This window comes from Streptomyces sp. NPDC093260, assembly GCF_040683715.1.
In the GTDB taxonomy this organism is placed as follows: domain Bacteria; phylum Actinomycetota; class Actinomycetes; order Streptomycetales; family Streptomycetaceae; genus Streptomyces; species Streptomyces sennicomposti.
Map to the genome: position 1 here is coordinate 87582 of NZ_JBFBEK010000007.1, position 21071 is coordinate 108652.

A 21071-nucleotide genomic window follows, 5' to 3' on the forward strand; every position below is an offset into this window, starting at 1 on the left:
GGACGGGTTGAGATGCCTCGTAGCTTGAAGAAGGGGCCTTTCGTCGACGACCACCTCATGAAGAAGGTGGACGTCCAGAACGAAGCCGGCACCAAGAACGTCATCAAGACCTGGTCCCGCCGCTCGATGATCGTCCCGGCGATGCTGGGCCACACGATCGCGGTGCACAACGGCAAGACCCACATCCCGGTGTTTGTCACCGAGTCCATGGTCGGCCACAAGCTCGGCGAGTTCTCGCCGACGCGCACCTTCCGGGGTCACGTCAAGGAAGACCGGAAGTCGAAGCGCCGCTAGTCAGCGGGGTGTGAAAGATCATGACAAACACTGAAGGGACAACCATGGAAGCCAGGGCCCAGGCGCGGTACATCCGCGTCACGCCCATGAAGGCCCGCCGTGTGGTGGACCTCATCCGTGGCATGGACGCCGCGGAGGCTCAGGCGGTCCTGCGTTTCGCCCCGCAGGCCGCGAGCGTGCCGGTGGGCAAGGTGCTGGACAGCGCCATTGCCAACGCCGCGCACAACTACGACCACACCGATGTCGACAGCCTCTACATCTCCGAGGCCTACGTCGACGAAGGCCCGACCCTGAAGCGGTTCCGTCCGCGTGCCCAGGGCCGTGCCTACCGGATCCGCAAGCGGACCAGCCACATCACCGTGGTCGTCAGCAGCAAGGAAGGAACCCGGTAATGGGCCAGAAGGTAAACCCGCACGGGTTCCGGCTCGGTGTCACGACCGACTTCAAGTCGCGTTGGTACGCCGACAAGCTGTACAAGGACTACGTCAAGGAAGACGTCGCCATCCGTCGGATGATGACGTCCGGCATGGAGCGCGCCGGCATCTCCAAGGTGGAGATCGAGCGCACCCGTGACCGCGTCCGCGTGGACATCCACACCGCGCGTCCGGGCATCGTCATCGGCCGCCGTGGCGCCGAGGCCGACCGCATCCGCGGCGACCTCGAGAAGCTCACGGGCAAGCAGGTCCAGCTGAACATCCTCGAGGTCAAGAACCCCGAGACCGACGCTCAGCTGGTTGCCCAGGCCGTGGCCGAGCAGCTCTCCTCCCGCGTCTCCTTCCGCCGTGCCATGCGCAAGAGCATGCAGTCGGCGATGAAGGCCGGCGCCAAGGGCATCAAGATCCAGTGCGGCGGCCGCCTCGGCGGCGCCGAGATGTCCCGCTCGGAGTTCTACCGCGAGGGCCGCGTGCCCCTGCACACGCTCCGCGCGAACGTGGACTACGGCTTCTTCGAGGCCAAGACGACCTTCGGCCGCATCGGCGTGAAGGTCTGGATCTACAAGGGCGACGTGAAGAACATCGCCGAGGTCCGCGCCGAGAACGCCGCCGCCCGTGCGGGCAACCGCCCGGCCCGTGGTGGCGCCGACCGCCCGGCCCGTGGTGGCCGCGGTGGCGAGCGGCGCGGTCGCAAGCCGCAGCAGCAGTCGGCTCCGGCCGCCGAGGCCCCCAAGGCCGAGGCTCCGGCCGCTGCCGCTCCGGCTGAGAGCACCGGAACGGAGGCCTGACCGAAATGCTGATCCCCCGTAGGGTCAAGCACCGCAAGCAGCACCACCCGAAGCGCAACGGTATGTCCAAGGGTGGAACGCAGGTTGCGTTCGGCGAGTACGGCATCCAGGCGCTGACCCCGGCCTACGTGACGAACCGCCAGATCGAGGCGGCTCGTATCGCGATGACCCGCCACATCAAGCGTGGCGGCAAGGTCTGGATCAACATCTACCCGGACCGTCCGCTGACCAAGAAGCCCGCCGAGACCCGCATGGGTTCCGGTAAGGGTTCGCCGGAGTGGTGGATCGCGAACGTCAAGCCCGGTCGGGTGATGTTCGAGCTGTCCTACCCGAACGAGAAGATCGCCCGTGAGGCGCTGACCCGTGCGGCCCACAAGCTGCCGATGAAGTGCCGGATCGTCAAGCGCGAGGCAGGTGAAGCGTGATGTCGGCCGGTACCAAGGCGTCCGAGCTGCGCGAGCTGGGCAACGAGGAGCTTCTGGGCAAGCTCCGCGAGGCCAAGGAAGAGCTGTTCAACCTCCGTTTCCAGGCGGCGACGGGCCAGCTCGAGAACCACGGCCGTCTGAAGGCGGTCCGCAAGGACATCGCGCGGATCTACACCCTGATGCGCGAGCGTGAGCTGGGCATCGAGACGGTGGAGAACGCATGAGCGAGAACAACGTGACTGAGCAGAAGACTGAGCGGAACGCCCGCAAGACGCGTGAGGGTTACGTCGTCAGCGACAAGATGGACAAGACCGTCGTCGTCGCCGTCGAGGACCGCGTCAAGCACGCGCTGTACGGCAAGGTCATCCGCCGCACCAGCAAGCTCAAGGCGCACGACGAGCAGAACGCTGCCGGCATCGGCGACCGCGTCCTCCTGATGGAGACCCGGAAGCTGTCCTCCAGCAAGCACTGGCGCGTCGTCGAGATCCTCGAGAAGGCGAAGTAGCAAGCGGGGGCCTCGCCCCCGCTGACCCCCGCTGGGGGCTTCGCCCCCGGACCTTCGGGCCGGTGGGCGCCGCCCCCGGCCTGTAATTCCTGCGGGGACCAACCGCAGGACAGTTCCGCCAGGCTCGGTGGGCTCCGTGAGTCGTTCACGGAGCCCGCCGGGAACCGGCAGACATCCAGGAGATAGACGTGATCCAGCAGGAGTCGCGGCTGCGTGTCGCCGACAACACTGGTGCGAAGGAAATCCTTTGCATCCGTGTGCTCGGTGGCTCCGGTCGCCGCTACGCGGGCATCGGTGACGTCATCGTCGCCACCGTCAAGGACGCGATCCCCGGTGGCAACGTGAAGAAGGGTGACGTCGTCAAGGCGGTCATCGTTCGCACCGTCAAGGAGCGCCGCCGTCCGGACGGCTCGTACATCCGCTTCGACGAGAACGCCGCCGTCATTCTGAAGAACGACGGCGACCCTCGCGGCACCCGTATCTTCGGCCCCGTGGGCCGTGAGCTGCGCGAGAAGAAGTTCATGAAGATCATCTCCCTCGCGCCGGAGGTGCTGTGAGCATGAAGATCAAGAAGGGCGACCTGGTCCAGGTCATCACCGGTAAGGACAAGGGCAAGCAGGGCAAGGTCATCGCGGCCTACCCCCGCGAGGACCGCGTCCTGGTCGAGGGTGTCAACCGGGTCAAGAAGCACACCAAGGCCGGCCCGACCGCCAGCGGTTCCCAGGCCGGCGGCATCGTGACCACCGAGGCCCCGATCCACGTCTCCAACGTCCAGCTGGTCGTGGAGAAGGACGGCAACAAGGTCGTCACGCGCGTCGGTTACCGCTTCGACGAGAACGGCAACAAGATCCGCGTTGCCAAGCGGACGGGTGAGGACATCTGATGGCTACCACCACTGCCCCGCGTCTGAAGCAGAAGTACCGCGACGAGATCGCCCCCAAGCTGCGTGACGAGTTCAAGTACGAGAACGTCATGCAGATCCCGGGCCTCGTCAAGATCGTGGTCAACATGGGTGTGGGCGACGCCGCCCGCGACTCCAAGCTGATCGAGGGCGCCATCCGCGACCTCACCACGATCACCGGCCAGAAGCCGGCGGTCACCAAGGCCCGTAAGTCCATCGCGCAGTTCAAGCTGCGTGAGGGTCAGCCGATCGGTGCCCACGTCACGCTCCGTGGCGACCGCATGTGGGAGTTCCTGGACCGCACCCTGTCGCTGGCGCTCCCGCGCATCCGCGACTTCCGCGGCCTGTCCCCCAAGCAGTTCGACGGCCGTGGCAACTACACCTTCGGTCTCACGGAGCAGGTCATGTTCCACGAGATCGACCAGGACAAGATCGACCGTGTCCGGGGTATGGACATCACCGTGGTCACCACGGCGACCAACGACGAAGAGGGCCGTGCCCTTCTCCGTCACCTCGGCTTCCCGTTCAAGGAGGCGTGAGCGAGATGGCGAAGAAGGCTCTCATCGCGAAGGCTGCTCGCAAGCCCAAGTTCGGTGTGCGCGGCTACACCCGCTGCCAGCGCTGCGGCCGTCCGCACTCCGTGTACCGCAAGTTCGGCCTGTGCCGCGTGTGCCTTCGTGAGATGGCTCACCGTGGCGAGCTGCCGGGCGTGACCAAGAGCTCCTGGTAACAACCCACTTGGGTTGAATCAGGACTCTCGGTAAGCAACCGGGGTCGGCAGGCGGCCCATCCCCCATGCCTTAGGCTTGTGGGGTTGGGCGCCTGCCGCGCCCTAAACGACTTACTACGCCGTAGGTCCACCGCGCCGCACCCGTCCCGTCTCGGATCGGGGAGAGGGATGGCGCACCAGGAAACCCCGGCGAGAGAGGCCGAAGGCCAATTCATGACCATGACTGATCCGATCGCAGACATGCTCACGCGTCTGCGGAACGCGAACTCGGCATACCACGACACCGTGACCATGCCGCACTCGAAGATCAAGTCGCACATCGCGGAGATCCTCCAGCAGGAGGGCTTCATCACCGGCTGGAAGACCGAGGACGCCGAGGTCGGCAAGAACCTCGTCCTCGAGCTGAAGTACGGCCCGAACCGTGAGCGCTCCATCGCGGGCATCAAGCGGATCTCGAAGCCCGGTCTCCGGGTCTACGCGAAGTCCACCAACCTGCCGAAGGTGCTCGGCGGCCTCGGCGTGGCGATCATCTCCACGTCGCACGGGCTCCTCACCGACAAGCAGGCCGGCAAGAAGGGCGTGGGTGGGGAAGTCCTCGCCTACGTCTGGTAACGGAAGGGAACGGAGGAAACAGCTATGTCGCGTATTGGCAAGCTCCCCATCACGGTTCCCGCCGGCGTGGACGTCACCATCGACGGCCGCACGGTCAAGGTCAAGGGCCCCAAGGGCGAACTGACCCACACCGTCGCCGCGCCGATCGAGATCGTCAAGGGTGAGGACGGCGTTCTGAACGTCACCCGCCCGAACGACGAGCGTCAGAACAAGGCCCTGCACGGCCTGTCCCGCACGCTGGTGGCGAACATGATCACCGGCGTGACCCAGGGTTACGTGAAGAAGCTCGAGATCAGCGGTGTCGGTTACCGCGTGACGGCCAAGGGCTCGAACCTCGAGTTCGCGCTGGGCTACAGCCACCCGATCACCGTCGAGGCGCCCGAGGGCATCACCTTCAAGGTGGAGGCCCCCACCCGCTTCTCGGTCGAGGGCATCGACAAGCAGAAGGTCGGCGAGGTTGCGGCCAACATCCGCAAGCTGCGCAAGCCCGACCCGTACAAGGCCAAGGGCGTCAAGTACGAGGGCGAAGTCATCCGCCGCAAGGTCGGAAAGGCGGGTAAGTAAGCCATGGCATACGGGCAGAAGATCCTCAAGGGCGACGCCTACAAGCGCGCCGCGATCAAGCGCCGTCACATCCGGATCCGCAAGCGGATCTCCGGTACGGCGGAGCGCCCCCGTCTGGTCGTGACCCGCTCGAACCGCCACATCGTGGCGCAGGTGATCGACGACCTGAAGGGCCACACCCTGGCGTCGGCGTCCACCCTGGACACGTCGATCCGCGGCGGCGAGGGCGACAAGTCCGCGCAGGCCAAGCAGGTCGGCGCCCTGGTCGCCGAGCGCGCCAAGGCCGCCGGTGTCGAGGCCGTCGTGTTCGACCGTGGTGGCAACCAGTACGCCGGGCGCATCGCCGCCCTGGCGGACGCCGCCCGCGAAGCCGGACTCAAGTTCTGAGTCGGTTCCGTAGCTAGCGGAGACAGAGAGAGGTAATTCCAATGGCTGGACCCCAGCGCCGCGGTGGCGGTGCCGGTGGCGGCGAGCGGCGGGACCGGAAGGGCCGTGACGGCGGCGCAGCTGCCGCCGAGAAGACCGCGTACGTTGAGCGCGTCGTCGCGATCAACCGCGTCGCCAAGGTTGTGAAGGGTGGTCGTCGCTTCAGCTTCACCGCGCTGGTCGTGGTGGGCGACGGTGACGGCACCGTGGGTGTCGGATACGGCAAGGCCAAGGAGGTGCCGGCCGCCATCGCCAAGGGCGTTGAGGAGGCCAAGAAGCACTTCTTCAAGGTCCCCCGCATCCAGGGCACCATCCCGCACCCGATCCAGGGTGAGAAGGCTGCCGGCGTCGTGCTGCTCAAGCCCGCGTCCCCCGGTACCGGCGTTATCGCCGGTGGTCCGGTGCGCGCCGTGCTCGAGTGCGCCGGCATCCACGACGTGCTGTCGAAGTCGCTCGGCTCCGACAACGCCATCAACATCGTGCACGCCACCGTGGCGGCCCTCAAGGGCCTGCAGCGTCCCGAGGAGATCGCGGCCCGCCGCGGTCTGCCCCTCGAGGACGTCGCCCCCGCGGCTCTCCTGCGTGCGCGTGCCGGGGCGGGTGCGTAATCATGGCGCAGCTCAAGATCACGCAGACGAAGTCCTACATCGGCAGCAAGCAGAACCACCGCGACACCCTGCGTTCCCTGGGCCTCAAGCGCCTGGGTGACGTGGTCGTCAAGGAGGACCGCCCCGAGTTCCGCGGCATGGTGCACACCGTCCGCCACCTCGTGACGGTCGAGGAGGTCGACTGATCATGGCGGAGCAGAACCCGCTCAAGATCCACAACCTCCGTCCCGCCCCGGGCGCCAAGACCGCCAAGACCCGTGTGGGTCGTGGTGAGGCGTCGAAGGGTAAGACGGCCGGTCGTGGTACGAAGGGCACGAAGGCCCGTTACCAGGTTCCGGAGCGCTTCGAGGGTGGCCAGATGCCGCTCCACATGCGCCTCCCGAAGCTGAAGGGCTTCAAGAACCCGTTCAAGACCGAGTACCAGGTCGTGAACCTCGACAAGCTGACCGCGCTGTACCCCGAGGGTGGCGAGGTCACCGTCGAGGACCTGGTGGCCAAGGGCGCCGTTCGCAAGAACAGCCTGGTCAAGGTCCTGGGCCAGGGCGAGGTCTCCGTGGCGCTGCAGGTGACGGTCGACGCCGTCTCCGGCTCCGCCAAGGAGAAGATCACCGCCGCCGGCGGCACCGTCACCGAGCTCGTCTGATTCCCTCAGGCGTCTCGATGACGTAGACGAACCCGACCGGGGATGCCTCACAATGAGGTATCCCCGGTTGGTCGTTCCATGGGGGGCATGGTCGCCGGTAAGGTGGCCTGCACTGTTCTTTTTCGTCGAACCTCAAGACCCGTCACCCTGACGCACTTGCGCGGGGGTCGCAGGAGGCACCGTGCTCACCGGCTTCGCCCGGGCGTTCAGGACGCCCGACCTGCGCAAGAAGCTGCTCTTCACGCTCGGCATCATCGTGGTGTACCGCGTCGGTACCCACATCCCGATCCCGGGCGTCAACTACAAGGCCGTCCAGCAGTGCGTGACCGAGGCCTCCGGCAACCAGGGTCTCTTCGGTCTCGTCAACATGTTCAGCGGCGGCGCGCTTCTGCAGATCACCGTCTTCGCGCTGGGGATCATGCCGTACATCACGGCGAGCATCATCCTCCAGCTGCTGACCGTCGTGATCCCGCGCCTGGAAGCCCTCAAGAAGGAGGGCCAGGCCGGCACCGCGAAGATCACCCAGTACACCCGGTACCTGACGGTGGCGCTAGCGATCCTCCAGGGCACCGGCCTGGTGGCCACCGCCCGCAGCGGCGCCCTGTTCAACGGCTGCTCGGTCGCCGGCAACATCGTCCCGGACCGGGCGATCTTCACGACCATCACGATGGTCATCTGCATGACCGCCGGCACGGCCGTCGTCATGTGGCTCGGCGAGCTGGTCACCGACCGCGGCATCGGCAACGGCATGTCGATCCTGATGTTCATCTCGATCGCCGCCACCTTCCCGTCCGCGCTGTGGGCGATCAAGAAGTCCGGCAAGCTGGCCGGCGGCTGGATCGAGTTCGGCACCGTCATCCTGGTCGGCCTGGTCATGGTCGGTCTGGTCGTCTTCGTGGAGCAGGCCCAGCGCCGCATCCCGGTGCAGTACGCCAAGCGCATGATCGGCCGCCGGTCCTACGGCGGCACGTCCACGTACATCCCGCTCAAGGTGAACCAGGCGGGTGTGATTCCCGTCATCTTCGCCTCGTCGCTGCTCTACATCCCGGCCCTGGTCGCGCAGTTCGCGGGGGGCAACGCCGGCTGGAAGACGTGGGTCACCCAGAACCTGACCAAGGGTGATCACCCGATTTACATCACTCTGTACTTCTTGCTCATCGTGTTCTTCGCGTTCTTCTACGTGGCGATCTCCTTCAACCCCGAGGAAGTCGCGGACAACATGAAGAAGTATGGTGGCTTCATCCCGGGCATCCGGGCTGGCCGGCCGACCGCTGAGTACCTCTCGTACGTGCTCAACCGGATCACCTGGCCGGGTTCGCTGTACCTGGGTCTGATCGCTCTCGTACCGACGATGGCGTTGGTTGGCTTCGGGGCAAGCCAGAACTTCCCGTTCGGCGGGACGAGCATCCTGATCATCGTGGGTGTCGGCCTGGAGACGGTGAAGCAGATCGAGAGCCAGCTCCAGCAGCGCAATTACGAAGGGTTCCTCCGCTGATGCGAATCGTCCTCGTCGGGCCGCCGGGCGCCGGTAAGGGAACGCAGGCCGTACGCCTTGCCGAGAAGCTGTCGATCCCCCACATCTCCACGGGCGACCTGTTCCGCGCGAACATCAGCGGGCAGACGGAGCTGGGCAAGCTGGCGAAGTCCTACATGGACGCCGGCGAGCTCGTACCCGACGAGGTCACCATCGCCATGGCGAAGGACCGCATGGAGCAGCCGGACGCCGAGGGCGGCTTCCTGCTGGACGGCTTCCCGCGCAACGTCTCGCAGGCCGAGGCGCTGGACGAGCTGCTGAGCGGCGAGGGCATCACGCTGGACGCGGTGCTGGACCTGGAGGTCCCCGAGGACGAGGTCGTCAAGCGGATCGCCGGCCGGCGCATCTGCCGCAACGACTCCAGTCACGTCTTCCACGTGACGTACAGCAAGCCGAAGCAGGAGGGCGTCTGCGACGTCTGCGGCGGCGAGCTGTACCAGCGCGACGACGACCACGAGGACACGGTCCGCAAGCGGCTGGAGGTCTACCACTCGCAGACCGAGCCGATCATCGACTACTACAAGGCCCAGGGCCTGGTCGTCACGATCTCCGCGCTCGGCCCGGTGGACGAGATCACCCGGCGCGCCCTGGAGGCGCTCAAGCGCGAGGACGCCACCCAGTAACCCGTAGTACGCCGGCTGCAGCCGCGGTTCCCCCCGAGGGGCCGCGGCTGAGCTGTGGGCGGGGCGCACCCGCCCACGGGGCGCCGGGCGTCCCCGTATCGTTGTAGTAGCCGACCCCGCTTCCGGTCCCAGAAAGGCCCCCGTCCTCATGGTGCAGATCAAGACCCCCGAGCAGATCGCCAAGATGCGTGCGGCGGGGCTGGTCGTCGCCGCGATCCACGCGGCCACCCGGGAGGCGGCCGTGCCCGGGGCGACCACCAAGGACCTGGACCAGGTGGCCCGCAAGGTGCTCGCCGAGCACGGCGCCAAGCCGAACTTCCTCGGCTACGGCGGCTTCCCGGCCACCATCTGCACCTCGGTGAACGAGGTCGTCGTCCACGGCATCCCCTCCGACGACGTCGTCCTCAAGGACGGCGACGTGATCTCCATCGACTGCGGCGCGATCGTGGACGGCTGGCACGGCGACGCGGCGTACACCGCCTTCGTCGGTTCGGGTCACTCCCCGGAGCTGGTCGAGCTGTCCCGGGTGACCGAGGAGTCGATGTGGGCCGGCATCGCCGCCATGAGACTGGGCAACCGGCTGATGGACATCTCCCGCGCGATCGAGACGTACATCCGCCGTCAGCCCAAGCCCGGCGGCGGCCGCTACGGCATCATCGAGGACTACGGCGGCCACGGCATCGGCACCGAGATGCACATGGACCCGCACCTGCTGAACTACGTCGACCGCCGGCGCGGCAAGGGCCCCAAGCTGGTCCCCGGCTTCTGCCTGGCCATCGAGCCCATGGTCTCCCTCGGCACCCCGAAGACGCGGGTGCTGGAGGACGAGTGGACGGTCATCACCACCGACGGCACCTGGTCCTCCCACTGGGAGCACTCAGTCGCCCTGACCGAGCAGGGCCCGCTGGTCCTGACCGCCCCGGACGGCGGCAGGGCCAAGCTCGCGGAGCACGGCATCAGCGCGGCGCCGGACCCGCTCGCCTGACGATCGGCCCGCTAGCAGCCGCCGGCCGGAAGCCGGTGGCGGGGCCGAGTTCGCCGAACACGGCGGCACGGCCGTTCCCGGCCCGCCGGCATAACGATCTCCGGCCTGGGCAGGCTTTCCCGATTCGTGTTTCCGGGTGCGCTGACGTAGACTGACTCGTCGGCTCTCGTGCACCCGCATGTCCGCATGCGCCCGTAAGGGAAGCAGGAGAGTCGATCAAGGTAGTCGATTCGAAGGGCGAAGCGTGGCCAAGAAGCAAGGTGCCATCGAGATCGAGGGCACTGTCGTCGAGTCTCTGCCGAACGCCATGTTCAAGGTCGAGCTCCAGAACGGCCACCAGGTCCTGGCACACATCAGCGGCAAGATGCGTATGCACTACATCCGCATCCTCCCTGACGACCGGGTCGTGGTGGAGCTGTCTCCGTACGACCTGACGCGTGGCCGGATCGTCTACCGGTACAAGTAGATCTTGCCCAGGCCCCGTGTCCTACCGCGGGGTCGCCGGCAACTGACCCGGAGAACCTCACCCAATGAAGGTCAAGCCGAGCGTCAAGAAGATCTGCGACAAGTGCAGGGTGATCCGCCGTCACGGCCGGGTCATGGTCATCTGCGAGAACCCGCGCCACAAGCAGCGCCAGGGCTGACGCACGACCGACCGCACCCTCTGCACCTCTATCGCAGAGTTTCGCGCGACGCGAGCTGAACATGTTCATACGCAGGTCCCGAGCGGCATGCACTGCTGTTCGACACCCCCGGTTCGGAGGCCGGGGACCCGGTTCGTACCTCGTACGGCGGCCGGGAGCCGGTCCTGTGGAAGACCTCCGAAGATCAACTGGAGCCATTGAATGGCACGCGTTTCCGGTGTTGACATCCCGCGCGAAAAGCGCGTGGAAGTCGCCCTCACCTACGTGTTCGGCATCGGCCGGACCCTGTCCCAGCAGACGCTGGACGCCACGGGCATCGACCCGAACACCCGCGTCCGCGACCTGACCGAAGAGCAGCTCGTCGCGATCCGCGAGTACGTCGACAACAACATCAAGACCGAGGGTGACCTCCGTCGCGAGATCCAGGCCGACATCCGCCGCAAGGTCGAGATCGGCTGCTACCAGGGTCTGCGGCACCGCCGCGGTCTGCCCGTCCGCGGTCAGCGCACCAGCACGAACGCCCGTACCCGCAAGGGCCCGCGTCGCGCCATCGCCGGCAAGAAGAAGCCGGGCAAGAAGTAGTCCGCAGCGGACTCGCCGTCCAGCGGTCTTCGCTGTAGGACCGACCACCTCCCGTAGGAGAAGACATGCCCCCCAAGGGACGTCAGGGCGCTGCCAAGAAGGTGCGCCGCAAGGAAAAGAAGAACGTCGCTCACGGCCACGCGCACATCAAGAGCACGTTCAACAACACCATCGTTTCGATCACCGACCCGAGCGGCAACGTGATCTCCTGGGCCTCCGCCGGCCACGTCGGCTTCAAGGGCTCCCGGAAGTCCACGCCGTTCGCCGCGCAGATGGCCGCCGAGTCGGCCGCCCGCCGCGCCCAGGAGCACGGCATGCGCAAGGTCGACGTGTTCGTGAAGGGTCCGGGTTCCGGTCGTGAGACCGCGATCCGTTCGCTCCAGGCGACCGGTCTCGAGGTCGGCTCCATCCAGGACGTCACCCCGACCCCGCACAACGGCTGCCGCCCGCCGAAGCGTCGTCGCGTCTGACGTCGGTGTCTCGGCGGTCCGGTCTCCGGCTGGGGGTGTGGGGGTCGTCCCCCACTATCTCGCAGCACGGCTGCCGCCCGCCGAAGCGTCGTCGCGTCTGACGTCGGTGTCTCGGCGGTCCGGTCTCCGGCTGGGGGTGTGGGGGTCGTCCCCCACCATCTCGCAGCACGGCTGCCGCCCGCCGAAGCGTCGTCGCGTCTGACGTCGCTTCGCAAGGCCTGTCGGGCGGTACGGCTCCTTCGGGGCGTGCCGCCCGTACTCTTGCAGTACCCGCGCTCCCTCGGGCGCGGTTCCGTCGGACGTCAAATAGCGGGCGTCCACGAAAGAAGGATCTGATCCACAGATGCTGATCGCTCAGCGACCCTCGTTGACCGAAGAGGTCGTCGACGAGTTCCGCTCCCGGTTCGTCATCGAGCCGCTGGAGCCGGGCTTCGGCTACACCCTCGGCAACTCCCTGCGCCGTACGCTCCTCTCCTCGATCCCGGGTGCGGCGGTCACGTCCATCCGCATCGACGGTGTCCTGCACGAGTTCACCACCGTGCCGGGCGTCAAGGAGGACGTCACCGACCTGATCCTGAACATCAAGCAGCTGGTCGTCTCCTCGGAGCACGACGAGCCGGTCGTGATGTACCTGCGCAAGCAGGGCCCGGGTCTGGTCACCGCCGCCGACATCGCGCCCCCGGCCGGTGTCGAGGTGCACAACCCCGACCTCGTCCTCGCCACGCTCAACGGCAAGGGCAAGCTGGAGATGGAGCTGACCGTCGAGCGCGGTCGCGGCTACGTCTCCGCCGTGCAGAACAAGCAGGTGGGCCAGGAGATCGGCCGCATCCCGGTCGACTCCATCTACTCGCCGGTGCTCAAGGTCACGTACAAGGTCGAGGCCACGCGTGTCGAGCAGCGCACCGACTTCGACAAGCTGATCGTCGACGTCGAGACCAAGCAGGCGATGCGTCCGCGTGACGCCATGGCCTCCGCCGGCAAGACGCTGGTCGAGCTGTTCGGTCTCGCCCGCGAGCTGAACATCGACGCCGAGGGCATCGACATGGGCCCGTCCCCGACGGACGCCGCCCTGGCCGCCGACCTGGCGCTGCCGATCGAGGAGCTGGAGCTCACCGTTCGGTCGTACAACTGCCTCAAGCGCGAGGGCATCCACTCCGTGGGTGAGCTCGTCGCCCGGTCCGAGGCCGACCTGCTCGACATCCGCAACTTCGGTGCGAAGTCGATCGACGAGGTCAAGGCGAAGCTGGCGGGTATGGGCCTCGCGCTCAAGGACTCGCCTCCCGGGTTCGACCCGACCGCCGCGGCCGACGCGTTCGGCGCCGACGACGACGCCGACGCCGGTTTCGTGGAGACCGAGCAGTACTGACGCGGCCGCCGGTCCGCTGTGGCTGGTCGCGCCCACGCGACGGAGTCGCATACCGGCACCGCCCCGCGCCCCTCTGGGGCGCGGGACCTTCCGGAGTCGAGAAGAACCCCGGATCTCCGACAGGCGACCGCCTGCTCGGATACTGACCTCGGTACCTGATACGGCCGGGGCAGACACACAGGAGAAGAACCATGCCGAAGCCCACCAAGGGTGCCCGTCTGGGCGGCAGTGCCGCGCACGAGAAGCTGCTCCTCGCGAACCTCGCGAAGTCGCTCTTCGAGCACGGCCGCATCACCACCACCGAGGCGAAGGCGCGCCGTCTGCGTCCCTACGCCGAGCGTCTGATCACCAAGGCGAAGAAGGGCGACCTTCACAACCGCCGTCAGGTGCTCCAGGTCATCACGGACAAGGGCATCGTCCACACGCTCTTCACCGAGATCGGCCCGCGGTACGAGAACCGTCCCGGTGGCTACACCCGCATCACCAAGGTCGGCAACCGCCGTGGCGACAACGCGCCCATGGCCGTCATCGAGCTGGTCGAGGCGCTGACGGTGCAGCAGAACGCCGTGGGTGAGGCCGAGGCCGCCACCAAGCGCGCGGTCAAGGAGGCCGACGAGGCCAAGGCCGAGCAGGCCGAGGCCACCGAGGCCGCTGAGGCTCCCGCCGAGGAGTCGAAGGACGCGTAAGCGTTCTTCCGGGGACCGCCGGCCGGCGGCTGCGGCTCCGTCGTGGCCGGTCGCGCGGATCCCCGCGCCCCTTGAGGGTGTTGGCGGGCCCGTTCCCTTCGGGGGGCGGGCCCGCTTTCCTGTACCTGAGAGGATCTGTGTGTGAGTGACGAAGTACAGCCCGGTCATGTCCGTGTCCGTCTCGATCTGTCCTACGACGGTTCCGGCTTCCACGGCTGGGCCAAGCAGGCCGGCGGGAAGCGGACCGTACAGGGGGAGATCGAGGACGCGCTGCGCACGGTCACGCGGTCCCCGCAGACGTACGAGCTGACCGTCGCCGGGCGGACCGACGCCGGGGTGCACGCGCGGGGGCAGGTGGCCCATGTGGACCTGCCCGAGCAGGTGTGGCGCGAGCACCACGAGAAGCTGCTGAAGCGGCTCGCCGGCCGGCTGCCGCGCGATGTGCGGGTGTGGGCGCTGCGGCCCGCCCCCAGCGGCTTCAACGCCCGGTTCTCCGCCGTCTGGCGCCGCTACGCCTACCGGGTCACCGACAACCCGGGCGGCGTGGACCCGCTGCTGCGCGGGCACGTCCTGTGGCACGACTGGCCGCTCGACGTGGACGCCATGAACGAGGCCGCCCGGCACCTGCTCGGCGAGCACGACTTCGCCGCGTACTGCAAGAAGCGCGAGGGCGCGACCACCATCCGCACCCTCCAGGAGCTGAGCCTTCGGCGCGGCGCCGACGGCATCGTCACGGCCACCGTGCGCGCGGACGCCTTCTGCCACAACATGGTGCGCTCGCTGATCGGCGCGCTGCTGTTCGTGGGCGACGGCCACCGCACACCGGACTGGCCTGGGAAGGTGCTGGCGGCGGGCGTGCGGGACTCCGCCGTGCACGTCGTACGGCCGCACGGGCTGACGCTGGAGGAGGTCGGCTACCCGGCCGACGAGCTGCTGGCCGCGCGCAGCCGCGAGGCCCGCAACAAGCGGTCGCTGCCGACGGCCGGCTGCTGCTGAGGCCCGCCGGTCACCGTCGGTGACGGTACGGGTGCGGTCCGGCGGGGAACTCGCCGCTGCACCTGCGCGCCGTACGGCTCGGCAGGGACGTACGGCGAGAGGGGCTGAACCATGCGGCTCACCGTCATCGGCACCGGGTACCTCGGTGCCACGCACGCCGCCTGCATGGCGGAGCTGGGGCACGAGGTGCTCGGCGTGGACAGCGACGCGGGCAAGGTCGCCGCGCTGCGGGCGGGACGGGCGCCGTTCCACGAGCCGCGGCTGGCGGAGCTGGTCGCCCGGCACACGGCGAGCGGGCGGCTGCGGTTCACCGGCTCCTACGAGGAGGCGGGGGCCTTCGGGCAGGTGCACTTCGTGTGCGTGGGCACCCCGCAGCGGCGGGACGGCGAGGGCGCGGACCTCACGTATGTCGAGAGCGCCTTCGCGGCCATCGCCCGGCACGCGCGCAAGGGGGCCCTGCTGGTCGGCAAGTCGACCGTGCCGGTCGGCACCGCGGCGCGGCTCGCCGGCGAGCACCGGGTGGAGATCGCCTGGAATCCCGAGTTCCTGCGGGAGGGCTTCGCCGTCGCGGACACGCTGGCGCCGGACCGGCTGGTGTTCGGGGTGCGCACGGCGCGCGCCGAGCGGCTGCTGCGCCGGGTGTACGGGGACGTGCTGGCCGCGGGGACGCCGCTGGTCGTCACCGACTTCGCCACCGCCGAGCTGGTCAAGACGGCCGCGAACTCCTTCCTGGCCACCAAGATCTCCTTCATCAACGCGATGGCCGAGGTGTGCGAGGCGACCGGCGGCGACGTGCGGCGGCTGTCGGAGGCGCTGGGGTACGACGAGCGGATCGGGCGGGCGTTCCTGCGGGCCGGGGTGGGGTTCGGCGGCGGGTGCCTGCCCAAGGACATCCGCGCCTTCGCGCACCGCGCCGCCGAACTGGGCGTGGACCTGGGGTTCCTGCGCGAGGTGGACGCGATCAACATGCGGCGGCGGGACCGGGTGATCGCCCTGGCCCGGGAGGCGTGCGGCGGGAGCGTCCTCGGGGCGCGGGTGGCGGTCCTGGGCGCGGCCTTCAAACCGGACTCGGACGACATCCGCGACTCGCCCGCGCTGAACGTGGCCGCCCGGCTGGACCTGGACGGCGCGGACGTGACGGTCTACGACCCCGAGGCGATGGACAACGCCCGCAAGGCGTTCCCGCTGCTCGGCTACGCCCTCTCGGTGGAGGAGGCCCTGCGTGGGGCCGAGCTGGTGCTGCACCTGACCGAGTGGTCCCAGTTCCGCGACCTGGACCCCCGCCGGGCGGCCGCCCTGGTCCGGTGCCCGCGCGTGGTGGACGGCCGGGGCGCCCTGGACGCGGACCGCTGGCGCGCGGCGGGCTGGTGGTTCCGGGCGCTGGGGAGCCCGGCGGCGCCGCCGGGTCCGCCCGCACGGTCGTAGGACCGCGCGGGGTGACCTGCGGGCCCGGGGCTACTGGCTCGCCGCAGCCGAGGCCTGGGCCTCGCCGCGGCGGCGGATCTGGCCGAAGGCGAAGGCGGCGAGGTCGTCGCCGGTGCGGAAGACCGAGGTGTCCTTGGTGGTGACGTCCTTGCCGCCGGGGAAGCCGCTGATGGTGAAGTAGGCGTAGCGGCCGTAGGAGTTGGTGGTGGAGCGGCAGACCGCGCCGTTGCAGAACGCCTTGACACCGCCGCCGGTCAGCGGCCGGACGATGCTCTTCTTGTCGGCCTGGCCCTTGGCCTTGGTGGCCTGCGCCTCGGTGTCGAAGACGGCGACGCCGACGGTCGCCGCGACGCCGTCCTTGGTGTAGGTGGCGCGGAGCAGACGGCTGCAGCCGTTGTCGGTGAGGATCTTGGCGAGGGTGCCCTGCGCGGCCGAGGCGCAGTTCTTCGTGTCGGCCGTGGGGCCCTTCTTGTACACGTTGCCCGTCATGGTCAGCTGCGCGCCGGGGAAGAGGGTGTCCGCGCTGAGCGGGGCGGTGTCCTTCTTGGCGCTGGCTATGAAGTCCTTCGGGTCCAGCGGGGGCGGCGCGGTGGTGGGCGCGAAGGAGGGCGCGGCCGAGCCGCTCGCCGACGCGGACGGCTGGGCCGGGCCGCCGCGGGCGTCGTCGTCCCCGCCGGCGGACATCACGGCCATGGCGACGGCCGCGCCGACGGCGACCGTGGCCAGCACACCGCCGCCGACGAACAGCAGTCGGCGCCGCTTGTTCCGGCTCTCCGACGCTTCGGCCAGCGCGGCCCAGTCCGGAGTCCCGTCACCGCCGCCGCCGTTCCACGGCTGCTGGGAGTGCGGTTTCCAGGGATCCCACTGGGACTGCGAGCCCCCCTGCCCAAAACTCATGGGGCGCATCTTAGACGCCGTCCGGGTGGGCTCCCCGCCCCGCGAGGCAGGCGGGACAAGGGCTCGGGGGCGTTCAGGACGATTGCGGCGGGTATGGGGTGGGGCCTTCGGGACGCGGCGCCCCGTACACTGGGTGCGGAACACGCAGGGGACCGCGCCGGCAACCCCGTTTTGACCCCCGGAGGGCCGCGCAGGTACTCTGCATGTTCGTTGTGTATTGGCTTGGCTCTTCTCACGGACCCGGCCCTTACACCGGTCCACCGGGCCGATGACCAGCGACCAGCACGCGGTTTGCGTCACCGCTGTGCGGTCAGGGCTGTCGTGATCGTCTTCGGTGACCTTGTCAGGACCATTCACTGAAGAAGCGAAGGCTACGAACCGTGCGTACGTACAGCCCCAAGCCCGGCGACATCACGCGCCAGTGGCACGTCATCGACGCCCAGGACGTCGTCCTCGGCCGCCTGGCGTCCACCGCTGCCACCCTTCTGCGGGGCAAGCACAAGCCGATCTACGCGCCGCACGTCGACGCTGGTGACTTCGTCATCATCATCAACGCCGACAAGGTGCACCTGTCCGGCAACAAGCGGACCCAGAAGATGGCGTACCGCCACTCCGGCTACCCGGGCGGTCTGCGGTCCGTCCGCTACGACGACCTGCTCGCGAACAACCCCGAGAAGGCCATCGAGAAGGCCGTCAAGGGCATGCTCCCCAAGAACTCCCTGGGCCGTCAGATGCTCTCGAAGCTGAAGGTCTACAAGGGTGACCAGCACCCGCACGGCGCCCAGCAGCCGGTGCCGTTCGAGATCACCCAGGTCGCGCAGTAAGTCCGGCCACCCCCTAAGACTGAAGAGAATCTGAGGAGAATCGTGGCCGAGACCACTGCCGAGCAGCCGCTCGAAGAGCTTGACATCGACAGCTACACCACCGAGTCCGAGGTCCCCGTCGAGGGCGAGTACACCTCGGAGTCCCTGGCCTCCCGCTTCGGCGAGCCGCAGCCGGCCGCCGGCCTGGGCCGCCGCAAGAACGCCATCGCCCGCGTCCGGATCGTCCCGGGCACCGGCAAGTGGAAGATCAACGGTCGCACCCTCGAGGACTACTTCCCGAACAAGGTGCACCAGCAGGAAGTCAACGAGCCCTTCAAGGTGCTGGAGCTCGAGGGCCGTTACGACGTCGTCGCCCGCATCGCCGGTGGCGGTGTCTCGGGTCAGGCCGGCGCCCTGCGCCTCGGTGTCGCCCGCGCCCTGAACGAGGCCGACGTCGACAACAACCGCGGCCCGCTCAAGAAGGCCGGCTTCCTCCGCCGCGACGACCGTGCGGTCGAGCGCAAGAAGGCCGGTCTCAAGAAGGCCCGCAAGGCTCCGCAGTACAGCAAGCGCTAATCAGCAGCTGCCTGCGGACAGGCCTACTCCGAACGCCCCGGCGGCACGCCACTGTGCCTCCGGGGCGTTCGTATATCACAGGACTTGGGCGTATAACGGCACAAGGTGCTCACACGCTGATGTGATCGGATGCCAGGACGACGGACACACTGGCACGGCTTCTCGAACTGACGCTTTCTCAGGAGGACAAGTGGGACGACTCTTCGGCACGGACGGCGTGCGCGGTGTCGCCAACGCGGACCTGACCGCCGAGATGGCGCTCGGCCTCTCCGTCGCCGCGGCGCACGTACTGGCCGAGGCGGGCACCTTCGAGGGCCACCGTCCGACGGCGGTGGTCGGCCGGGATCCGCGTGCCTCCGGTGAGTTCCTGGAGGCCGCCGTGGTGGCGGGCCTGGCGAGCGCGGGCGTGGACGTGCTGCGCGTCGGCGTGCTGCCGACGCCCGCCGTGGCGCACCTGACCGGCGCGCTCGGCGCCGACCTCGGCGTGATGCTGTCGGCCAGCCACAACGCGATGCCCGACAACGGCATCAAGTTCTTCGCCCGCGGCGGCCACAAGCTCGCCGACGACCTGGAGGACCGGATCGAGAAGGTCTACGACGAGCACCGCACCGGCGCTCCCTGGGACCGTCCCACCGGTTCGGGCGTCGGCCGCGTCCGCGACTACGAGGAGGGCTTCGACGCGTACGTCGCCCATCTCCTGAACGCGCTGCCCAACCGCCTCGACGGGCTGAAGATCGTGCTGGACGAGGCGCACGGCGCCGCCGCCCGCGTCTCCCCGGCGGCGTTCGAGCGGGCCGGGGCGGAGGTCGTCACCATCGGCGCCGAGCCGGACGGCCTCAACATCAACGACGGCTGCGGCTCCACCCACCTGGACAAGCTGAAGGCCGCCGTCGTCGAGCACGGCGCCCACCTGGGCATCGCGCACGACGGTGACGCCGACCGCTGCCTGGCCGTGGACCACACCGGCGAGGAGGTGGACGGCGACCAGATCCTGTCCGTGCTCGCGCTGGCGATGCGGGAGCGTTCCGCACTGCGCTCCGACACCGTCGTCGCGACCGTGATGTCGAACCTGGGCTTCAAGCTGGCCATGGAGCGCGAGGGCATCCACCTCGTGCAGACCGCCGTGGGCGACCGGTACGTCCTGGAGGAGATGAAGGACAAGGACTACGCCCTCGGCGGCGAGCAGTCCGGGCACGTCATCATCCTCGACCACGCCACCACCGGCGACGGCACGCTGACCGGTCTGCTGCTGGCCGCCCGGGTCGCCGAGTCCGGCCGTACGCTGCGGGACCTGGCGGCCGTGATGGAGCGCCTGCCGCAGGTCCTCGTCAACGTCCCCGACGTGGACAAGTCGCGGGTGAGGACCTCCGCCGACCTGGCCGCCGCCGTGACCGAGGCCGAGCGGGAGCTGGGGGGGACCGGGCGGGTGCTGCTGCGTCCGTCGGGCACCGAGCCGCTGGTGCGCGTCATGGTCGAGGCCGCGGACATCGAGCAGGCCCGCTCGGTGGCGGGGCGGCTGGCCGACGCGGTGAAGTCGGCGCTGGGATAGTCGGCTGACCGGGCGCGGCCCGGTCTCCGGGGCCGGGCGCCCTCAGGACGCGCTCCGGCGGACCTCCGCCGGGGCGCGGTCGCGTTGCCTGGACCAGAGGTACTTCTGGACCAGCAGGGTGAGGGTGCCGGCCAGGACGATGCCGAACAGGTTCAGCAGGAGCTGGGCGGTGGAGCCCCAGGTCTGCGCGGTGTCGCCGTAGGCGAGGGCGACGGCCGCGTTGGCGGCGGCCGGTACCGTCGTCACGGAGATGGCCACCCCGACCAGGGCGCCCGACTTGGCGGAGGTCAGCGAGAGCGTCCCCGCGGTGCCGGCCAGGACCGCCACGACGAACGAGAACGCGTCGGGCGCGTAGACGAAGTCGGTGTTGGGCCGCGGTCCCTCCAGCCGGGCCTTGCTGAACAGGCCGAGCGCGTCCATCAGGACGCTGAAGCCGGCGGTCACGGCCATCGCCAGCGCGAATCCCGCCAGCAGCGCGACCAGCGACCGCAGGGCCAGCCGCGGCGCCTTGCGCACCAGGGCGGTGGCGATGCCGGCCAGCGGACCGAACTCCGGGCCCACCGCCATCGCCCCGACGACCAGCACGGCGTTGTCCAGCACCACACCGCAGGCGGCGATCATCGTGGCCAGCGTGATGAACGCCAGATAGGTGACCGACAGCGTCGACTCCTCGTGGGTGGCCTCCGTCAGCTCCTCCCACAGCACCGCGTCCGCGGCCTCGCCCGGGGCCTCCCGCTCGGCCCGGTCGGCCCGCTTCGACAGCGACAGGCCGATGCTCTCCACGGCGATCGAACCGGCCCGGTCGACGCCCAGCGCCCGTAGTGCGCCGAGGAGTTCGTCCGCGGCCTCACGGGCGATGTCGCACATCACCACATCCCCGACCGGGTCACGGGCCGCGCCCGGCAGCACCACCAGATGGGCGGTGCCGACGGTCTTGCGCACCGCGGCGACCACGTCGTCGGTCCGGTCGGCGGGGGTGATCAGTCGCAGATGCAGCATGCCCGG

The 21071-nt window shown here is 68.9% G+C and carries 32 protein-coding genes; 30 read left to right on the plus strand and 2 right to left on the minus strand.

What is annotated here, in order from left to right; all coding sequences use genetic code 11:
* Window positions 1–12 precede the first annotated feature (12 nt).
* The 27 genes from rpsS to AB0N63_RS11425 all read left to right on the plus strand — a co-directional run bounded on the left by rpsS (window position 13) and on the right by AB0N63_RS11425 (window position 16241).
* Window positions 13–294: a 30S ribosomal protein S19 gene (gene rpsS, locus AB0N63_RS11295; protein ID WP_086726223.1), complete on the plus strand. Its 282-nt coding sequence runs from the start codon at window positions 13–15 to the stop codon at window positions 292–294.
* A gap of 44 nt (window positions 295–338) precedes the next feature.
* A complete protein-coding gene (gene rplV / locus AB0N63_RS11300; RefSeq protein ID WP_027757868.1) occupies window positions 339–686 on the plus strand; it encodes a 50S ribosomal protein L22 in 348 nt (115 codons plus the stop codon).
* The gene (gene rpsC, locus AB0N63_RS11305; RefSeq protein WP_009190135.1) at window positions 686–1516 is read left to right on the plus strand and encodes a 30S ribosomal protein S3; all 831 of its coding nucleotides are present in this window, start codon (window positions 686–688) and stop codon (window positions 1514–1516) included. Before rplV ends, rpsC begins: the two co-directional genes overlap by 1 nt.
* 5 nt (window positions 1517–1521) lie before the next feature.
* Window positions 1522–1941 (plus strand): 50S ribosomal protein L16, encoded by a 420-nt coding sequence (gene rplP / locus AB0N63_RS11310; protein ID WP_009190136.1) that lies wholly within the window; start codon window positions 1522–1524, stop codon window positions 1939–1941.
* The gene (rpmC, locus tag AB0N63_RS11315; RefSeq protein ID WP_018564811.1) at window positions 1941–2165 is read left to right on the plus strand and encodes a 50S ribosomal protein L29; all 225 of its coding nucleotides are present in this window, start codon (window positions 1941–1943) and stop codon (window positions 2163–2165) included. Before rplP ends, rpmC begins: the two co-directional genes overlap by 1 nt.
* Entirely contained in the window at window positions 2162–2446 is a 285-nt protein-coding gene (rpsQ, locus tag AB0N63_RS11320; RefSeq protein WP_365527239.1) for a 30S ribosomal protein S17, read from the plus strand. The genes rpmC and rpsQ overlap by 4 nt, the downstream gene beginning before the upstream one ends.
* A 188-nt stretch (window positions 2447–2634) precedes the next feature.
* Complete coding sequence (gene rplN, locus AB0N63_RS11325; RefSeq protein ID WP_003998823.1) at window positions 2635–3003, plus strand: 50S ribosomal protein L14; 369 nt, start codon at window positions 2635–2637, stop codon at window positions 3001–3003.
* Between the two features lie 2 nt (window positions 3004–3005).
* On the plus strand, window positions 3006–3329 hold the full coding sequence (rplX, locus tag AB0N63_RS11330) for a 50S ribosomal protein L24 (protein ID WP_009190139.1): 324 nt from the start codon (window positions 3006–3008) through the stop codon (window positions 3327–3329).
* On the plus strand, window positions 3329–3886 hold the full coding sequence (gene rplE / locus AB0N63_RS11335) for a 50S ribosomal protein L5 (protein ID WP_009190140.1): 558 nt from the start codon (window positions 3329–3331) through the stop codon (window positions 3884–3886). Before rplX ends, rplE begins: the two co-directional genes overlap by 1 nt.
* A 5-nt stretch (window positions 3887–3891) precedes the next feature.
* Window positions 3892–4077 (plus strand): type Z 30S ribosomal protein S14, encoded by a 186-nt coding sequence (locus AB0N63_RS11340; RefSeq protein WP_003948630.1) that lies wholly within the window; start codon window positions 3892–3894, stop codon window positions 4075–4077.
* A gap of 213 nt (window positions 4078–4290) precedes the next feature.
* On the plus strand, window positions 4291–4689 hold the full coding sequence (rpsH, locus tag AB0N63_RS11345) for a 30S ribosomal protein S8 (protein WP_009190141.1): 399 nt from the start codon (window positions 4291–4293) through the stop codon (window positions 4687–4689).
* 24 nt (window positions 4690–4713) lie between these two features.
* The gene (gene rplF / locus AB0N63_RS11350) at window positions 4714–5253 is read left to right on the plus strand and encodes a 50S ribosomal protein L6 (RefSeq protein ID WP_009190142.1); all 540 of its coding nucleotides are present in this window, start codon (window positions 4714–4716) and stop codon (window positions 5251–5253) included.
* Window positions 5254–5256: 3 nt separating this feature from the next.
* Window positions 5257–5640, plus strand: a complete 384-nt coding sequence (gene rplR / locus AB0N63_RS11355) for a 50S ribosomal protein L18 (protein WP_019980869.1) — start codon at window positions 5257–5259, stop codon at window positions 5638–5640.
* Window positions 5641–5681: 41 nt separating this feature from the next.
* Window positions 5682–6287, plus strand: coding sequence for a 30S ribosomal protein S5 (rpsE, locus tag AB0N63_RS11360; RefSeq protein ID WP_003992370.1), 606 nt, complete (start codon window positions 5682–5684; stop codon window positions 6285–6287).
* Window positions 6288–6289: 2 nt separating this feature from the next.
* Window positions 6290–6472, plus strand: a complete 183-nt coding sequence (gene rpmD / locus AB0N63_RS11365; protein ID WP_009190145.1) for a 50S ribosomal protein L30 — start codon at window positions 6290–6292, stop codon at window positions 6470–6472.
* A gap of 2 nt (window positions 6473–6474) precedes the next feature.
* A complete protein-coding gene (gene rplO / locus AB0N63_RS11370; protein ID WP_009190146.1) occupies window positions 6475–6930 on the plus strand; it encodes a 50S ribosomal protein L15 in 456 nt (151 codons plus the stop codon).
* 181 nt (window positions 6931–7111) lie between these two features.
* On the plus strand, window positions 7112–8425 hold the full coding sequence (gene secY, locus AB0N63_RS11375; RefSeq protein WP_009190147.1) for a preprotein translocase subunit SecY: 1314 nt from the start codon (window positions 7112–7114) through the stop codon (window positions 8423–8425).
* Window positions 8425–9087, plus strand: a complete 663-nt coding sequence (locus tag AB0N63_RS11380; protein ID WP_365527246.1) for an adenylate kinase — start codon at window positions 8425–8427, stop codon at window positions 9085–9087. The genes secY and AB0N63_RS11380 overlap by 1 nt, the downstream gene beginning before the upstream one ends.
* A gap of 148 nt (window positions 9088–9235) precedes the next feature.
* Entirely contained in the window at window positions 9236–10072 is an 837-nt protein-coding gene (gene map / locus AB0N63_RS11385) for a type I methionyl aminopeptidase (protein ID WP_365527248.1), read from the plus strand.
* 244 nt (window positions 10073–10316) lie between these two features.
* On the plus strand, window positions 10317–10538 hold the full coding sequence (gene infA, locus AB0N63_RS11390) for a translation initiation factor IF-1 (RefSeq protein ID WP_003948620.1): 222 nt from the start codon (window positions 10317–10319) through the stop codon (window positions 10536–10538).
* A gap of 64 nt (window positions 10539–10602) precedes the next feature.
* Window positions 10603–10716: a 50S ribosomal protein L36 gene (gene rpmJ / locus AB0N63_RS11395; RefSeq protein ID WP_003998809.1), complete on the plus strand. Its 114-nt coding sequence runs from the start codon at window positions 10603–10605 to the stop codon at window positions 10714–10716.
* A 201-nt stretch (window positions 10717–10917) separates the two neighbouring features.
* Window positions 10918–11298, plus strand: a complete 381-nt coding sequence (gene rpsM, locus AB0N63_RS11400) for a 30S ribosomal protein S13 (RefSeq protein WP_365527251.1) — start codon at window positions 10918–10920, stop codon at window positions 11296–11298.
* Between the two features lie 65 nt (window positions 11299–11363).
* Window positions 11364–11768, plus strand: coding sequence for a 30S ribosomal protein S11 (gene rpsK / locus AB0N63_RS11405; protein ID WP_003956432.1), 405 nt, complete (start codon window positions 11364–11366; stop codon window positions 11766–11768).
* Between the two features lie 343 nt (window positions 11769–12111).
* Window positions 12112–13134: a DNA-directed RNA polymerase subunit alpha gene (locus AB0N63_RS11410; protein ID WP_003966937.1), complete on the plus strand. Its 1023-nt coding sequence runs from the start codon at window positions 12112–12114 to the stop codon at window positions 13132–13134.
* A 191-nt stretch (window positions 13135–13325) separates the two neighbouring features.
* Window positions 13326–13820: a 50S ribosomal protein L17 gene (gene rplQ / locus AB0N63_RS11415; RefSeq protein ID WP_365527253.1), complete on the plus strand. Its 495-nt coding sequence runs from the start codon at window positions 13326–13328 to the stop codon at window positions 13818–13820.
* A gap of 141 nt (window positions 13821–13961) precedes the next feature.
* Window positions 13962–14816, plus strand: coding sequence for a tRNA pseudouridine(38-40) synthase TruA (gene truA, locus AB0N63_RS11420; protein ID WP_365527255.1), 855 nt, complete (start codon window positions 13962–13964; stop codon window positions 14814–14816).
* A gap of 111 nt (window positions 14817–14927) precedes the next feature.
* On the plus strand, window positions 14928–16241 hold the full coding sequence (locus tag AB0N63_RS11425) for a UDP-glucose/GDP-mannose dehydrogenase family protein (RefSeq protein ID WP_365527258.1): 1314 nt from the start codon (window positions 14928–14930) through the stop codon (window positions 16239–16241).
* A 30-nt stretch (window positions 16242–16271) separates the two neighbouring features.
* Here AB0N63_RS11425 and AB0N63_RS11430 read toward each other — a convergent pair whose 3' ends face one another.
* The gene (locus tag AB0N63_RS11430) at window positions 16272–17138 is read right to left on the minus strand and encodes a hypothetical protein (protein WP_365527261.1); all 867 of its coding nucleotides are present in this window, start codon (window positions 17136–17138) and stop codon (window positions 16272–16274) included.
* A gap of 380 nt (window positions 17139–17518) precedes the next feature.
* Here AB0N63_RS11430 and rplM point away from each other — a divergent pair, with 380 nt between their 5' ends.
* From rplM to glmM, 3 genes are all read left to right on the plus strand, one after another.
* Complete coding sequence (gene rplM, locus AB0N63_RS11435; RefSeq protein ID WP_365527263.1) at window positions 17519–17962, plus strand: 50S ribosomal protein L13; 444 nt, start codon at window positions 17519–17521, stop codon at window positions 17960–17962.
* 42 nt (window positions 17963–18004) lie between these two features.
* On the plus strand, window positions 18005–18517 hold the full coding sequence (gene rpsI / locus AB0N63_RS11440; protein WP_146463584.1) for a 30S ribosomal protein S9: 513 nt from the start codon (window positions 18005–18007) through the stop codon (window positions 18515–18517).
* A gap of 190 nt (window positions 18518–18707) precedes the next feature.
* Window positions 18708–20066, plus strand: coding sequence for a phosphoglucosamine mutase (gene glmM / locus AB0N63_RS11445; protein WP_365527266.1), 1359 nt, complete (start codon window positions 18708–18710; stop codon window positions 20064–20066).
* 42 nt (window positions 20067–20108) lie between these two features.
* Here glmM and AB0N63_RS11450 read toward each other — a convergent pair whose 3' ends face one another.
* The gene (locus AB0N63_RS11450) at window positions 20109–21065 is read right to left on the minus strand and encodes a DUF389 domain-containing protein (protein WP_365527269.1); all 957 of its coding nucleotides are present in this window, start codon (window positions 21063–21065) and stop codon (window positions 20109–20111) included.
* Window positions 21066–21071 lie beyond the last annotated feature (6 nt).

Coding starts and splice junctions, on each gene's coding strand:
- rpsS (WP_086726223.1), top strand. CDS start 13: ATGCCTCGTAGCTTGAAGAAGGGGCCTTTCGTCGACGACCACCTCATG.
- rplV (WP_027757868.1), top strand. CDS start 339: ATGGAAGCCAGGGCCCAGGCGCGGTACATCCGCGTCACGCCCATGAAG.
- rpsC (WP_009190135.1), top strand. CDS start 686: ATGGGCCAGAAGGTAAACCCGCACGGGTTCCGGCTCGGTGTCACGACC.
- rplP (WP_009190136.1), top strand. CDS start 1,522: ATGCTGATCCCCCGTAGGGTCAAGCACCGCAAGCAGCACCACCCGAAG.
- rpmC (WP_018564811.1), top strand. CDS start 1,941: ATGTCGGCCGGTACCAAGGCGTCCGAGCTGCGCGAGCTGGGCAACGAG.
- rpsQ (WP_365527239.1), top strand. CDS start 2,162: ATGAGCGAGAACAACGTGACTGAGCAGAAGACTGAGCGGAACGCCCGC.
- rplX (WP_009190139.1), top strand. CDS start 3,006: ATGAAGATCAAGAAGGGCGACCTGGTCCAGGTCATCACCGGTAAGGAC.
- rplE (WP_009190140.1), top strand. CDS start 3,329: ATGGCTACCACCACTGCCCCGCGTCTGAAGCAGAAGTACCGCGACGAG.
- AB0N63_RS11340 (WP_003948630.1), top strand. CDS start 3,892: ATGGCGAAGAAGGCTCTCATCGCGAAGGCTGCTCGCAAGCCCAAGTTC.
- rpsH (WP_009190141.1), top strand. CDS start 4,291: ATGACCATGACTGATCCGATCGCAGACATGCTCACGCGTCTGCGGAAC.
- rplF (WP_009190142.1), top strand. CDS start 4,714: ATGTCGCGTATTGGCAAGCTCCCCATCACGGTTCCCGCCGGCGTGGAC.
- rplR (WP_019980869.1), top strand. CDS start 5,257: ATGGCATACGGGCAGAAGATCCTCAAGGGCGACGCCTACAAGCGCGCC.
- rpsE (WP_003992370.1), top strand. CDS start 5,682: ATGGCTGGACCCCAGCGCCGCGGTGGCGGTGCCGGTGGCGGCGAGCGG.
- rpmD (WP_009190145.1), top strand. CDS start 6,290: ATGGCGCAGCTCAAGATCACGCAGACGAAGTCCTACATCGGCAGCAAG.
- rplO (WP_009190146.1), top strand. CDS start 6,475: ATGGCGGAGCAGAACCCGCTCAAGATCCACAACCTCCGTCCCGCCCCG.
- AB0N63_RS11380 (WP_365527246.1), top strand. CDS start 8,425: ATGCGAATCGTCCTCGTCGGGCCGCCGGGCGCCGGTAAGGGAACGCAG.
- map (WP_365527248.1), top strand. CDS start 9,236: ATGGTGCAGATCAAGACCCCCGAGCAGATCGCCAAGATGCGTGCGGCG.
- rpmJ (WP_003998809.1), top strand. CDS start 10,603: ATGAAGGTCAAGCCGAGCGTCAAGAAGATCTGCGACAAGTGCAGGGTG.
- rpsM (WP_365527251.1), top strand. CDS start 10,918: ATGGCACGCGTTTCCGGTGTTGACATCCCGCGCGAAAAGCGCGTGGAA.
- rpsK (WP_003956432.1), top strand. CDS start 11,364: ATGCCCCCCAAGGGACGTCAGGGCGCTGCCAAGAAGGTGCGCCGCAAG.
- AB0N63_RS11410 (WP_003966937.1), top strand. CDS start 12,112: ATGCTGATCGCTCAGCGACCCTCGTTGACCGAAGAGGTCGTCGACGAG.
- rplQ (WP_365527253.1), top strand. CDS start 13,326: ATGCCGAAGCCCACCAAGGGTGCCCGTCTGGGCGGCAGTGCCGCGCAC.
- AB0N63_RS11425 (WP_365527258.1), top strand. CDS start 14,928: ATGCGGCTCACCGTCATCGGCACCGGGTACCTCGGTGCCACGCACGCC.
- AB0N63_RS11430 (WP_365527261.1), bottom strand. CDS start 17,138: ATGAGTTTTGGGCAGGGGGGCTCGCAGTCCCAGTGGGATCCCTGGAAA.
- AB0N63_RS11450 (WP_365527269.1), bottom strand. CDS start 21,065: ATGCTGCATCTGCGACTGATCACCCCCGCCGACCGGACCGACGACGTG.